Origin of the sequence: Pseudoalteromonas sp. NEC-BIFX-2020_015 (assembly GCF_012952265.1) — a bacterium.
In the GTDB taxonomy this organism is placed as follows: Bacteria; Pseudomonadota; Gammaproteobacteria; order Enterobacterales; family Alteromonadaceae; genus Pseudoalteromonas; species Pseudoalteromonas neustonica.
On the sequence record NZ_JABCJL010000033.1, the window covers coordinates 1 to 14,791 of the forward strand.

A 14,791-nucleotide genomic window follows, 5' to 3' on the forward strand; every position below is an offset into this window, starting at 1 on the left:
CGTTTCACAGGCGCTTACTCTCAGCGTTGTTACTTATTAAAAGGGATGACCATTGTTGCAAAGTAACGCCTTGATATTAAACACCTGTGAAACGCTGAAGTCTGCATCTTGAGGCGGCTTGGGTATATGATACTCCTTGTTTTTTAAGGAGTTGGTACTTCGGGCTTTCGGGTTCGTAAGCCCAAATCTTATGCTACTTTTTATAGCGACAAAAAATGGCTCTGCGTAGTGTAAGTCAATAGTAATTATTACACTCCATAGGTAGGAGCAAGTTTTGTCTAAATTATATTTATTTTTAACGGTGCTTGGCATTGCTATTCCTTTTGGTGCATTTATTCCTTGGTTGGTAAATAATGGGTTAGATTTTACGGCTTTATTTTATGCTGCAGTCATTAACCCAATTAGCATTTTTGCTTGGTTAGATGTGTTAGTTGCTGCTTTGGTATTATTAATATTTATCGCTGTAGATGGTAAAAGAAACAAAGTTAAATACCGCTGGTTGGCAATTCTTGGAACGTTATCTATTGGCGTGTCATTTGGCTTTCCTTTGTATTTATATTTAAAAGAAAAGCAGTATTTAGATTTAAAAAAGGCCTAAGTAGTTGTGGGGGGTGTAGTTGGGTGAGTTTTTATATTTTTACTCCACAGGTAAGCAAACCTCTTAACCTGAAATTAGGCTGAGAGGTTTGTATTATTAAATTAGCGCCCGCCGGCATCTAACCTTGAGCGTTCGGTATTTTCTACTAAAACACCAGCCCCTAGTTTATTTATTTTTTGCCATGTACTTTCATCTATCTCAATACCAAAATCGACTGATTTTTCTTTGTTTTTTTCAATTTGCTTAGGTGTAATAATCAAGCTATCACTGCTTTGCAACGACGAGGTTAGGTCAACACGTGAGCTGCATATAATGGTGAGCGCTTGCTTATCTTCACCATTGGTTATGAGATTAGTAACTGCTTGACTATAACTTGGGTAGCGTTTGCCTGAGCAAATAGCTGCGGTGTGCTCGGTGACGGTATCGCTGCCATTTTTCCAATAAGCGGCTGCGCTGATCCCTCTACGACCTCGGTCTGTTAGTGCTTTGAGAACAAACATCCGGTTATGGCAGTTATGTACTGTGACTGTTGCAATTCCTACCTCAAGTGCTTTTGCATGAGCAAGATCAACGGCGGCGGCAATGCAATTAAGTGCGCTGCGGTGATGAGCATCGATGATGGCTGAGGTGCTATCTTCATAAATTACATTGCTTAATGGTTTGTCAAAATCATTACAAATGTAGGGGAGCGCATGTTTAAGTTCAGTTAAACCATTTAAACCATGTTTTTCTAGCCATAGCACCATGTTTGCAGCGTCTTCGTAATTGCCAACAAAATAGCCGCTTGCTTCAAAGCACCTGCGTAAAGAGGCTTTAAATTCATTCATTGAAATATTCACAGTATTTTCCTCATTGCTTTGGGATCAATGGCATAAACCAATCATCACTAAATGGTTTACCGATGTCTTCAAGTAATGGTGCACCTTGAAACATAGTGTTTCTAACCCATAATCGTGAACGAGGGTCAAACTTACTTACACCAAAAAAAGCGAGTTTGCAGCGCAGTAAATGCATTGGCAGTACGTTTTTATCAAGTAAATTTGCCTGGATATCACCATACACACAACGGTCCATACCTTGAATGCGTCTAACAATTCCGCGTAATTTTGGGTGAGCAACCATGAAGCGGGCGGTTATCTGACTTGGGTTTGCTGTAATGTAGTCAACCAAGATGTTATAGCATTTTCGTACAGCGTAACCGACGGCTAATGCCATGGCTTTCTTTTTACCTTCTACGTCAGCAATACTGCCTAGGCGCGGCTCCATTTTTTCTTCTGATCGATACCAGTAGGTTTCGCGCGCGCCTTCTGCGTCAAAGTCAATCGCCAACGCCCAGTCATAACGGCGTTCAATTACCGCTTTTAATTGGTGTAGTGGCATCAGTGGATCTAAATCAAGGTTTTCATCAGCGCAGTGAAAATCTTCTAGATCATCAACCAGTTCAGGGTAAAGTTCGAGCATAACTGAGACAAGGATTTCTTGGCTTTGCAGCGAGCAGTGCTGCTCACTAAAGGCAATTAATTCATTCCAGCTAGTAAAATTAGTGACTACCTGCTCAGTTAGCTTATTCATTTCTTGGGCGAGTATGATGTTGTGTTGAGTTTGCTGCTTATCTTCGGTGATTGTTTCATGTGTATGTTGCGCACAACGTTTTAGTAGTTCAAGCAGTGTTGTTTTGATTTGTGATGTAATAGCACCGAGTGAGCGAATACGGGCGAGTGCTAATTCGCGCATTTCAATCCATTGGTTAATTAACACAGGATGATTAACTAAGTAGGGTGCCATGCCAAGGCCAGTTGAGTTACCTATGCCAAAGTAACGTTTAATATCGGCGCGCATTGGTGTGAATGTTTGTTCGTTACGGTGACGTGCAATATGCTCCACTTGTAGCAAACTAAAGTTACGTAGCATAAAGCAAACAAACATTTCACTGGCAAATGGACGTGCAAAATCGCGATGTTTTTGTTGTACTTTTTCCCAATCAGCCATACCTAGCTTACCACTACCATATACGGCTGTAGTACGATAGAGATAACCCACTTCGGCAATTTTACTTACATCGGGTTGTTGTCCTGTAGCCAATTGATTTACTACGTAATCAAAATTGCGAGCGCTGCGGTTTGCACGTGATAATACAAATACACGGGAGTCTACGCGCCCAGCCTCTTGTTTTGGTACATTTTCTTTTAACTTTGCAATGTACTCAGGATTAACACGGCCTTCAACTAACGCCATGGTTAAATCCCACTTCGTTGCAATTACGCGGTCGTTGCGCTCTTCAGGTAATAATAAGTCTGAGAATAATACAAAACTAAACAGCCCATCAGGCGCGTTCACTTCATAAACAACAGTACCAAACCCGTCGTTGTTAAGCTCAAAAGTGGCCAATTCAATCTTCCACCGTTCACGAAAAATTCTACGTACTAAAGTACGCATAAAACTTAACCGGCTTTGGTGCAAAGAACCCAATCGTTCAAGGTTCATTACTTGGCTTGGGGGGCGAAGTGGTAGTGCGTTATCACCCCAAAGTGAGGCGCGGATATCTGCATGTTTAGTCATGTTAATGATCTCTTTTATACAGTTTTAATACCTAAAATCTTTTTATAATAGCAACTCAGTTATGGCTGTTAACCACCTTAGTTTTTATTTATTAGAATGTTTAGGCAATGTGTGTTCAAAACTGGTTTTTATATAAATGGTTCTTCATTTTTGAACCAAAATTTACATTGTTACAAGTCAAAAAAGTCTATCTGTTGATAAGTAAAACTTATTGCTTGAATTCAAGTCTTGCTAAAACACATTAGGGCGTGTTGATCTTTCGTGATTAATTTTGCAGCAGTATGTTTGGTATTTAGGCAAGGTATAGCCTATGTAGTGTGGTTGTTCCCCATAAATAGGCGATAACGCAGTATAGATGCCAAACATGCGCTGCCCAAAGGGTTCTTCCTAGGGGCGATTGACTCTTTGTTACCTACACGGATGTAGGTAAGGGGCGTGAGCAGGACGCGGAAGCTTTGCTCGATTTTTACTTAGCCCGCTAGGTTACAAACCTCGCGCCGCGATTAAATCGCCCCTAGATTGAACAAATTTCAATCCACAAAGGTCAACACGCCCTAGCATATAGCCTATAAAATGGAATTTGATAGGCCTGCTTTATTGTTGCGCCGCCCCCTGTTTTAAAATGAAATCAGCGAATGCTTGAGCTGCTGGTGAAAGTGATGAGTTTTTAAGTTGCACGATACCAATTTGACGTATCACATGAGGTGTTTTTAAGGGAATAAAACACAGTGTTTTATTGTGCTCTGGAAACGCAAAGCGTGGCAATGTTGTAATACCAATACCTGCTTCGATCATGGCGATTAACGAGAGCATATTGGAAATATAAAATTGTGAACCGTCAAGTAAAGGAGCTGCTTCGGTTTCTTCTAACAAGCGCGATGTGCCATTACTAATTAAGCGTTGATCATGTAAATCCTGCCAGTGCAGCTCGCTATTACTCGCAAGTGGGTTTTCGTTGTGGCATACCACGCCAATCTCGTCCTGCCAAATTGGAGTAAATAAAATATTATTATGTTCGTGACCATGAGGGAGGCTGGCAATACCAATATCCACTTGTTGCTTTTCAATTTTTCTTAGTACTGCTTCTGAGTTGTCATCGTAAAAACTGATATGAAGATCCGGTGAATCAGCAACAAATTTAGACAATAAATTAGGTAATAGCCGACATGCAATAGAAGGTACAGAGGCGAGCCGTAAATGTCCTGATTTATTGTTTCGCATTAACATCATGTCTTGCGAAATGCTGTCGTGATGAGCAATTAGCTCCTTTGCTTTAGGTAAAAAATGTTTACCAAAAGGGGTTAACTCCGTCATCGTACTTTTAGTGCTACGCTTTTCAAAAACGTCGGCGCCTAATTTATTTTCAAGGTCGCGTATTGATAAGGAGATAGCAGGCTGCGTACGACACGCCTTTTGCGCAGCATAATGAAACCCTTTTAATTCAGCAACCCAGACGAAGTGACGAAGTTGAGCAATCTTAAATTCAGGTAACACGATAAGTTTTCCTTATCAAAAGATATTAATTATTAATTTTAGTTATTAAAGCATGCTTCTTATACTGAATCCAATTAATTAATGGAGGTATTTATGTCATCAGTTTCAGTTTTTTGTAATTACATCGCAGGTCAATGGGTTGAAGGTGCAAGCTCTATTGCTAATGTTAGCCCAGCAGATTTAAGCGACACGATTGGACATTATGCCCAAGCCGATAAAGCCCAAACCGAGGCTGCCCTTGATGCCGCACTCGCTGCTCAGCCTAAATGGCAAGAAAGCGGCCTTGAAGAACGCTACCGCGTATTAATGGCAATTGGTGATGAGTTAATCGCTCGTAAAGATGAATTAGGTAAGTTACTAGCACGAGAAGAAGGTAAAACATTGGCTGAAGGTGTTGGTGAAACCTATCGTTCAGGGCAGTTTTTTCATTACTATGCAGCAGAAGTGTTGCGTCAAATGGGCGAAACTGCTGACTCGGTTCGCCCTGGTGTTGAAATTCAAACGCACCGTGAACCCGTGGGCGTTGTGGGTATTATTACACCATGGAACTTTCCAACGGCAACCGGAGCATGGAAAATTGCGCCTGCATTAGCATTTGGTAATGCGATTATATTTAAACCTGCAAATCAAGTGCCTGCAAGTGCCTGGGCGCTAACTGAGATTATTTCTCGCCAAGGCTTACCATCAGGTACATTTAATTTAGTAATGGGCCCAGGTGCTGAGGTGGGTGATTTACTTATTCATTCCAAAAAAATTAATGCTTTAACATTTACAGGCTCTTTGGAAACTGGCCGAAAAGTAGCAGCGGCAACCGCAGTCAACTTAGTCAAGTGTCAGCTCGAAATGGGCAGTAAAAATGCATTAGTAATATTGGATGATGCAGATTTAGACAATGCTGTGGAATGTGCAGTTGGCGGCGCTTTCTTTGGTACAGGGCAAAAGTGCACCGCGTCTTCACGATTAATTGTAACTGAAGGGATCCATGACCGCTTTGTAGCGGCTGTTATCAAAAGAATGGAACAGTTGGTTGTTGGCCACCCACTTAAAGAGGGCGTGCATATTGGCGCGGTAGCCGATGCCCGCCAAATGGAGCAGAACCTTCGCTATTTAGACATTGCTAAAAATGAAGGTGCTACCTTGGCTATTGGCGGTGAAGTTGTGACAGAGGATACCGAAGGTTACTACCTAAAACCGGCATTATTTATTAATACTACAAATGATATGACCATCAACCGTGAAGAAGCATTTGCGCCTATTGCTTGTGTGATCAAGGTTAAAGACTATGAAGAAGCGCTTGCGACCTTAAACGATACAAACTACGGCTTAACCGGTGGAATTTGTACTCAGTCTCTTAAATATGCGACCGATTTTAAGCGTCGCGCACAAACAGGATGTGTAATGATCAATTTACCAACTGCGGGTACTGATTACCATGTGCCCTTTGGTGGCCGTAAAGAATCTAGCTTTGGGGCACGCGAGCAAGGCACGTACGCTAAAGAATTTTACACTGTGGTTAAAACCACTTATATCCGTTCATAACCAAGGAAAGTGCTATGCATGACAACCTAATAGTTATTGATGGCTTGCAATATTCTAATTGGAATAGGGCTATCTTTGAACAGTTAAAAAGTGGCGGTGTAACAATGGTCCACGTGACCATTGTTTACCACGAGCAAATTCGCGAAACATTGCTTCGAATAGGGCAGTGGAACCGTCTTTTTGAGCTGCACCACGATTTAATTATGCCGGTTAAAAGCACGGCTGATATCTACTTAGCAAAAAAGCTAGGCAAAGTAGGCATTATGTTTGGTGCACAAAACTGCTCTGCGATTGAAGACGATATTGCAATGATTGAGATCATGCGTGAGCTAAACTTGATGATTATGCAGTTAACTTACAACAATCAAAGTTTATTAGCTTGTGGTTGTTACGAAGCCGTTGATAGTGGTGTTACGCGCTTTGGCCAGCAGGTTATTAAAGAGATGAACCGCGTAGGGATGATTGTTGATATGAGCCACAGCGGTGAGCGTAGTACGCTTGATGCGATTGAAATATCGCAGCGACCAATTGTTATTTCGCATGCAAACCCCAGTAATTTTCATGCTGCAAAGCGTAATAAATCAGACGAGGTATTAAAAGCATTGGGAGAGTCTGGTGGGTTACTGGGCTTTAGTTTGTATCCGTTTCATTTAAAAAATGGCCCAGATTGCACTCTCGATGAGTTTTGCGACATGGTGGCTAATACCGCTGATCTAATGGGGATTGATCATATTGGAATTGGCACCGATTTATGCCAAGAACAACCGATCTCGATTTTGCAGTGGATGCGCAACGGTCGCTGGTCAAAAGAAATGGATTATGGGGAAGGGTCTAAATCAGATGCTGATTGGCCAAAACCTTTGTCTTGGTTTAAAGATAGTCGCGACTTTCCTAATATCACTCAAGGTTTACAGGCGCGTGGCTTTCATGATGAAGAAGTAGCAAAAATAATGGGCTTGAATTGGTTGAATTTCCTTGACCAAGGACTACAGGCACAAAAGGTATAAAACGGATTTGGTGTAAGGAGCAATAGCATAGTATCAACGTAACATCTTGATAAATTATAACTAAAAGAGATCCATCAGGAGACGATAATGAATACCTCTAAAACAGCAATAGAACAGAGTGAGGAAGATAAAACCAAAATTAAGTTTTTGGCGGGTGTCGATATGCCCGTGTTTTTAATTAGCGGCGGGGTGTTGGTGCTGTTTGCAGCGTTAGCACTTTACGATATTCAGCTTATGTCGGGTTGGATCAACGCGGCTTTTACTTTTTCTACTCAGACCTTTGGTGCTTTTTGGCAAGTACTTTTACTTTTAACTTTTGTGATTGGTATTTTCTTAGCCGTAGGTCGAACGGGATCAGTTGTTTTAGGGGGATTAAAAGCGCCTGAAATTTCTACTTTTAAATGGATTTGCATCATTATGTGCACACTTTTGGCTGGTGGCGGTGTATTTTGGGCTGCCGCCGAACCCATGGCACATTTTACTTCGCCGCCACCACATTTTGGCGGTGAAACAGGCACCAAAGAAGCTGCTTATAATGCGTTAGCGCAAAGTTTTATGCATTGGGGGTTTTTAGCGTGGGCAATTCTAGGGAGTTTGACTGGTATAGTTTATATGCATTTACATTATGAGAAAGGCTTACCGCTAAAGCCACGCACTTTATTATACCCAGTGTTTGGTGATCGCGTAATGACAGGTCCTTTTGGCGCTATTGTTGATTCGTGCTGTGTGTTAGCGGTTGTTGCGGGCACTGTTGGGCCGATTGGCTTTCTTGGTCTACAGGTGAGCTTTGGTTTAGAAAAGTTATTTGGAATACCTAACACTTATACAACGCAAGTTGCTATTTTATTTAGCTTAATCGGTATTTACACTTTATCGGCAGTCAGTGGTGTTACTAAAGGTATTCAATTATTGAGCCGTTTTAATGTGATTCTAGCTGTGGCGCTAATGGTGTTTATTCTTGTGATGGGACCAACCGCTTTTATTGTTGATAGTTACTTGCATTCTTTTGGTCTGTATCTAAATGAATTTATCCCTATGGCGACCTTTCGTGCTGATAAAGGCTGGTTAGACTGGTGGACAGTGTTCTTTTGGGGTTGGTTTTTAGGGTATGGCCCTTTAATGGCGATGTTTGTTGCACGGATCTCTCGTGGCCGAACGATTCGTGAAATGATCTTATTGATTTCTGTTGTAGCCCCTGTGATCACGTGTTTTTGGTTTACTATAGTGGGTGGTTCAGGCTTGTTTTTTGAGCTGACTAACCCTGGTGTTATTTCTGTGCCGTTTACTGGTTTTAATCTACCTGCCGCCTTATTAGCAATCACAGAGCAGCTACCCATGGGCTTTGTTATCTCGGTATTATTTTTAATACTCACCACTATCTTTGTTGCCACAACGGGCGATTCGATGACGTATTCGGTGTCAATGGTTATGACAGGCACAGATCACCCGCAAACCTCAATTCGCGTATTTTGGGGAATTATGATGGGGGTAATGGCAGCCTTATTAATTTCAATTGGCTCAGGCGGTATTTCTGCATTGCAGTCTTTTATTGTGGTCACGGCGGTGCCAGTGTCGTTTGTACTATTACCGTCACTTTGGACAGCGCCACAAATTGCTAAAAAAATGGCGGATGAACAAGGCTTATAAACTCAAATAAAAGAGGCAAATATAACGGCCTCTTTTATTAATTAAATAATTACAAAGTCCTATGTTGTCCCAACAGCATGGGCAAATAACCAACCACAACCAACTGTAATGTTAATTACTTACTTAAATAACCAGAGCAGAAATTAAAATGAAAACACCTGTTAAAACTAATTTATTTGCATCAAAGGCGCCGTTAGAGTGGGCTATTATTGCAAATGGCACATTATCGACGGCGCAAATCCCGATTGATTCACAAGGCAACGTTGTCGATGGCGGTATTACAGCTCAAGCCCGCCAAACAATGGAGAACTTTAAGCATACAATTGAAGCCGCAGAGTTGACGATGAATGATGTAACGCAAGTACTTATTTATGTTACTGACCGTTCACAACTGCCAGCGTTTAATGCGGTTTACGCTGAGTATTTCCAAGCGCCATACCCAAACCGCGCCGCAATGATTGTGGCAGGTTTAGCGCGTGAAGAAATGTTATGTGAAATTGTTGCCTACGCAGCTGTTCCTTAAAACGAATAATTAGGCCTGCCCATACAGGCCTAATACCTACAGAACGTCAAAGTACAGTATTCCCCCCGTCTTACTTGCTCAATCAGCAAATTTTTTAAAAGGATAATGCATGCGAACCACGTTTATATCTTTCTCGCTTTGTTTACTAGCTGCTTTATCTTGTTATTAGGGAATGGTTTGATCAATGTGCTATTGCCTGTTCGAATGGGGTTTGATGGTGTTGATTTAGACACAATTGGTATGGTGCTGTCGCTTTATTTTGTTGGGTTGTTAGTGGGCGCTATTTACAGCACTAATTTAATTCGCCGTGTGGGACACATTCGAATGTTTGCCGGATGTGTTGCATTAGGGGCTATGAGTATTCTTATTTGCAGTATTTTACCCAAGTACTTTATTGCTAGGACGTGTTGACCTTTCGAGATTGATTTTGCAGCAGTCTATTTGGTATTTAGGTAAGGCAGCGCCTATGGTGTGCGGTTGCTTCCCATAAATAGGCGATAACGCAGTATAAATTCCAAACATGCGCTGCTATTTCAACCATTATTGCCTTTGATCTTCGGATTAACCATGTAGAGGAAAAAATAAAATAAAAATAATAATTATTATTTAAATGTAAATTATTTAATTGAATCTAATATATTATATTTCTGGTGTTATTAATAAGGATTACTTATTAATTTATTAAATTTATTGATTTCACTATTTGTCTTGTTGTTCTTATTATAATCAACGTAATTAATAATAAAAATGAATGGTTTAAACCAGCTTGACTAAGTCTTGTTTGGAAAATAATTTTAACACTGGGGAAATATTATGAAATTAGTAACACAACTTCTATTAGTAGTAGCAACACTTGTAACACCCGCAGTAGCAAAGGCAAATAGTGACCTATTTAATTGGTACGGTAGTATTCGTGTACAAATACAAGACACTAATAAAGGCAATGTAGAATATAAGGACAATTATTCTCGTTTAGGTGCATTTGGTAGCGCTGAAATTATGGATGGTATAAAGGCTACGTACAACTTTGAATTTAGGCTGTTTACAGATGATGGTTCATTTGCTGGAAATGATACACGTGCTCGTCTTGCTAACGTGGGTTTAGAAGGTAAGTTTGGTTCTATTTTAATAGGTAAGCAATATTCACCGCATTGGAATTTTACAGATAATGCCATTGATGTTTTTGCAGATATTGACGAATCAGCAGGATGCACAAACGAATCAACAGGCGTTATTTGTCATACTCATCGCTATGGTTTGTGGGCCATAGATGCCGCTGGAAATGGGCATTATATCGAATATTTGCGCCCTGATCGTGCTGTTACGTACATGACACCTGATATGAATGGCTTTCAAGCAGCACTCATGGTGGTTACTAATAATGGTGACGTAAAGGCAAGTCTTGCAGGTGATAAAGATGAAAGTATCGTTGGTTACAATTTAGCAGCTAAATATATTATAGGCGATTTCACTGTTTCAGCATCGCGTTATGACCTAACAGGTATGGTAGGAGATAATAAAGTAGATGCAGTTCAAGTTGCTTACAATCGTGGCTCGTTGAGCCTAGCTGCCCGCTATCAGGACTCCAGCGATGTTCGTTTTTACGCTGGTTTAAAAGCAACGGGTGAAATTGTTAACGAAAAAGTGATAGAAGTATATTCGGGTTATAAAATAGGGGATTTTCAGCTTCAAGCAACGTATGCCGATGTAACAATGGACTCTGTTAGTGGTTTAACAGTCGATACTAATCAAGCCATCTTTGATGTGATATATAATCATAAAGCGGGGAGTTTTTATATTGAATATAGTATATGGGGAGATGAAGCTGAAAAGGTCTATGAAGCTGAAGATAAAATTTTAATAGGTTATAGGTTTGACTTTTAATATTCTTAATAATTTAAAATGGCAAGTCACCGCTTAAATAAGTGGTGATTTTTGTTCATAAAATTAATAAAAACGATAAAGCTCACGGGTTTTTCAATCCTTTTTTATTGGTTTAATTATGAAAATTGATCTTAAACATAATTATTACACTTTTTTACTTTTTTGTTCTTGTTAAAGGTAAGTTTAAATGTAAACTCTGCAAAAATGTTAACTGTTGGTATATTTATAATGATGAAATTTAATGTAAGTTTAATTTTTTTAGGGTTGTTAGTAAGTGGTTGTACAAGCGAAACTGAATCTGATCTTTTAAAAACAAAGGCAATTCAGGCTGAGTATCGAATTAGCTCTGATGGTGAGCACACTAAAATAAACGCTGAGCTAAATACAGGTAACTCATTTGGGTCTAATATCCGCTTGTCAAATGGTGATAAGTTATATGCTGAAGCGGCAGGTAAACGCATTACGCTTACAGAAGACACCGACTTATTAGATATTGATTACGAAGGGAAGTTTGATATAACGCAAGGGAATACAAAATTTAGTATCGATTTGGTTAGAAAAGATGAGAAAAATGCGGAGTCTGAGGTTGAGTTACCACTTAACTTTATCATCCTAGCACCGAGTAATGGTATATCAATTAAGTACAATCAACGTGTAACTGTTCAATTAGATGGCTTAGATCCGGCCAGTAAAACAGAGCTTGTTTTAAACTACGGGTGTGATGATTCAAATGGCGGCACGTTTACAGGATCTGCAAGTACCACAATTGCAAATGTTGCCAGCTTTGACTTTAATTTAAGTGAAAAAGACATTTTAGATGCGAATGCGCAAAACAGTTACAAAAACTGTGAGGTAGATGTTGTCGTAAATAGATACAGAGAAGGCACAATATCAAAAGAACTTGCAGACTCAAGTTTTATTAGCGCCTATCAAGTAAGAGAAATAAAGGATATTAAATTCACCTTTTAATTCATTATTTATTAGTAGTTATTTAAACACTGTAAATGTGAACGGTGTTTAAATAACTATATTATTGAGTAAATACATATAACGCTTCAAATTCAGCCTCCGGTAAAGGTCTACTAAATAAATACCCTTGACCTTCCTGACAGCCAAACTTAATCAGCATATCTAAATGTGCTTGTTCTTCAATACCTTCACCTACGAGCTGTAAATTCAGTGAATGGGCTAAATGCGTTATTGCTTGAACAATATTCTTGCTTTGGTCATCACTCACCATATCGCGAACAAATGACTGATCAATTTTTAATACATCAACCGGAAACAACTTTAAATAAGAAAGGCTTGAGTAGCCTGTGCCAAAATCATCAATGGCAATTGTTAGGCCTAATGCACAAAGATCATTGAGTGTTTTTATTGTATCGTCAAAATTATGCATTAATGCACTTTCTGTAACTTCAAGCTCCAAATAGCGACTTGGTAGCTGAGTCTCTTCAAGTACCTGTGCAACACTTTCGGTAAACTTTGGGTTTGAAAATTGTTTTGCGGCAATATTTACGGCAATCTTCAGTGGCTTTCCTTTATCTAACCATCTTTTTGCAGCGATACAACTTTTCTTTAGCACATCATGTCCTAGTGCATGTATTAGCCCTGTTTCTTCTGCAAGGGGTATAAAATCTATAGGTGAAATTAAATGACCAACATTATCTCTTAATCTTACTAACGCCTCTGCACCAACAACTTCTTTTTGGCTTAGTTTTAGCTTTGGTTGATAAAATATCTCTAATGAATTGTTTTCTATAGCCGCTCTTAATAATTTATCAATAGATTGGCGTTGGTGAAACAGTTTTTCTAAGTCATCACTATAGTAACAAAAACGGTTTCTGCCCTGTTCTTTTGCCTTATACATTGCAGCATCAGCATGAGCCATCATCTCTTCTGCAGTTCTAGAGTCAGTTGGGTTTATGCTAATGCCAATACTTACAGACAAATTAAACTCTTCCCCTTCTATTCTAAATGGCTGATTCATAGAATGGACAATATCAGCGGCTACTGCATCAACATGATTTGCTGATTTTAGATCGGGTAGAAGTAAAACATATTCATCACCACCGACACGTGCGAGCGTGGTATTAACATCGACAATCGATTCGAGGCGCTTAGCGACCTGTTTAATGATTAAGTCGCCGTGGTGGTGCCCAAGTGTATCATTGAGGTATTTAAAGTGGTCAATGTCTATCAGCATTAATGCAACAATAAGCCCATTTTTGGTTGATAAATAACACGCACGAGATACGCGATCATGTAACAGAATACGATTTGGTAAATCGGTGAGTTGATCATGATTAGCTAAATGACTCATTTTTACTGCCATCGCAATCGATTCACTCACATCATGAAAAACAATAATGCCGCCAATTACTTGCCCTTCATCATCACGAATAGGCGCGGCGGAGTCTTCAACACGATAGATACGACCGTCAAGGCTGGTTAATTGACAATTTAATGCCATGGCTACAATTCGCTTTTCTTGAAGAGCAATAACAATAGGGTTAACCCCCTTATGTTTTGTTGTCGCATCACACAAATTCATTATTTGATCGATATGCTTACCGATTGCCTGATGTATTACCCACCCAGTCATACGTTCAGCAATGGGGTTCATAAATGTGATATTAGCGTGTTCATCAGTTGCAATCACGGCGTCGCCAATGGAGTTTAATGTCACGCGAAGGCGTTCAGACTCAGTAGCAAGTGACTTTTTAGCTTGTTTAATAGAGGTGATATCTGTAAGTGTAAGTAAAATTCCCTGAATACCATTTTCATCTTTACCAATATTAAGGTGGGCTTGCACATGTTCTATTTTGTTGTGGCTTGTCTCTAATTTCACTTCAAAAATATGTTTTTCAATGTTACTCGATGCACGTAAAATTATTTCAGAGTTTAGCTCTGCAGGCAGAATATCTTCAGAGAAACGGCCAATCGATTGCTCTGTTTTTTTTATAAACCATTGACCAGAAAAATCATTATTGAATAAATTAATAAACTCTTTTGACCAGTAAGATATGTAAACAGGCACTTGTGAAACAAGCGTATGGAGATCTTTTTCTGCAATATGAAGTAATGCTTCTTGTTGCTTCATTTTAAGATGATTTTTAACTCTTAAGCGACAAATTCTTAAATCAATAGGCTTTTGAATAAAATCTATGCCGCCGAGTTCAAGTGCTTGATGTTCGAATTGATTACCGCTATGGGACGTGACAAAAATAACTGTGGCATTACATGTGCGAGGGTTGTTTTTAAGATTTATACATACTTCAAACCCATTTATATCGGGTAATTCAATATCTAATAAAATTACGTCGGGCAAAAAATGGGTGGCTTTCTCAATAGCTTCAGTACCATTTTTAGCAGTAATTACATTGGCAAGATCAGTAATTGAATCCTCTAATATCATTAGGCTTGCAGGTTCGTCATCCACAATTAAAATAGTCCGCTTAGCCTCTAAATCATGGTTGAAAAGCATAAAGTCCCTCTGGATTCATTTCATTTGAGCTATGAGGTCAGTGTAGTAGTGCA

The 14,791-nt window shown here is 39.5% G+C and carries 12 protein-coding genes; 8 read left to right on the top strand and 4 right to left on the bottom strand.

Translation table 11 applies throughout. The annotated features are described in order from the left end of the window. The first annotated feature begins 274 nt into the window (after positions 1-274). Positions 275-598, top strand: coding sequence for a DUF2834 domain-containing protein (locus tag HH219_RS19000; RefSeq protein WP_054205522.1), 324 nt, complete (start codon positions 275-277; stop codon positions 596-598). Between the two features lie 101 nt (positions 599-699). On the opposite strand, the gene HH219_RS19005 is transcribed toward HH219_RS19000, so the two are convergent. From HH219_RS19005 to HH219_RS19015, 3 genes are all read right to left on the bottom strand, one after another. Continuing rightward, positions 700-1,437, bottom strand: coding sequence for a DUF3726 domain-containing protein (locus tag HH219_RS19005; protein WP_054205521.1), 738 nt, complete (start codon positions 1,435-1,437; stop codon positions 700-702). A 10-nt stretch (positions 1,438-1,447) separates the two neighbouring features. Further along, complete coding sequence (locus HH219_RS19010; RefSeq protein WP_169328340.1) at positions 1,448-3,157, bottom strand: hypothetical protein; 1,710 nt, start codon at positions 3,155-3,157, stop codon at positions 1,448-1,450. A gap of 594 nt (positions 3,158-3,751) precedes the next feature. Continuing rightward, positions 3,752-4,651 (bottom strand): LysR family transcriptional regulator, encoded by a 900-nt coding sequence (locus HH219_RS19015; RefSeq protein ID WP_169328341.1) that lies wholly within the window; start codon positions 4,649-4,651, stop codon positions 3,752-3,754. A 93-nt stretch (positions 4,652-4,744) separates the two neighbouring features. Here HH219_RS19015 and HH219_RS19020 point away from each other — a divergent pair, with 93 nt between their 5' ends. The 7 genes from HH219_RS19020 (at position 4,745) to HH219_RS19050 (ending at position 12,220) form a co-directional block, all read left to right on the top strand. Beyond that, positions 4,745-6,190 (top strand): aldehyde dehydrogenase family protein, encoded by a 1,446-nt coding sequence (locus HH219_RS19020; protein WP_054205518.1) that lies wholly within the window; start codon positions 4,745-4,747, stop codon positions 6,188-6,190. A 14-nt stretch (positions 6,191-6,204) separates the two neighbouring features. After that, a complete protein-coding gene (locus HH219_RS19025) occupies positions 6,205-7,197 on the top strand; it encodes a dipeptidase (protein ID WP_169328342.1) in 993 nt (330 codons plus the stop codon). An 87-nt stretch (positions 7,198-7,284) separates the two neighbouring features. Then, entirely contained in the window at positions 7,285-8,844 is a 1,560-nt protein-coding gene (locus HH219_RS19030) for a BCCT family transporter (protein WP_054205516.1), read from the top strand. 148 nt (positions 8,845-8,992) lie between these two features. Next, positions 8,993-9,367, top strand: a complete 375-nt coding sequence (locus HH219_RS19035) for a RidA family protein (protein ID WP_054205515.1) — start codon at positions 8,993-8,995, stop codon at positions 9,365-9,367. 105 nt (positions 9,368-9,472) lie between these two features. Beyond that, positions 9,473-9,778 (top strand): hypothetical protein, encoded by a 306-nt coding sequence (locus HH219_RS19040; protein WP_169328343.1) that lies wholly within the window; start codon positions 9,473-9,475, stop codon positions 9,776-9,778. 402 nt (positions 9,779-10,180) lie between these two features. After that, a complete protein-coding gene (locus tag HH219_RS19045; protein ID WP_169328344.1) occupies positions 10,181-11,251 on the top strand; it encodes a porin in 1,071 nt (356 codons plus the stop codon). 228 nt (positions 11,252-11,479) lie between these two features. Continuing rightward, positions 11,480-12,220 carry a hypothetical protein gene (locus HH219_RS19050; RefSeq protein WP_169328345.1) on the top strand — a complete coding sequence of 247 codons (741 nt, stop codon included), beginning with the start codon at positions 11,480-11,482 and terminating at the stop codon, positions 12,218-12,220. Between the two features lie 61 nt (positions 12,221-12,281). Here HH219_RS19050 and HH219_RS19055 read toward each other — a convergent pair whose 3' ends face one another. Further along, positions 12,282-14,738, bottom strand: coding sequence for an EAL domain-containing protein (locus HH219_RS19055; protein ID WP_169328346.1), 2,457 nt, complete (start codon positions 14,736-14,738; stop codon positions 12,282-12,284). Positions 14,739-14,791 lie beyond the last annotated feature (53 nt).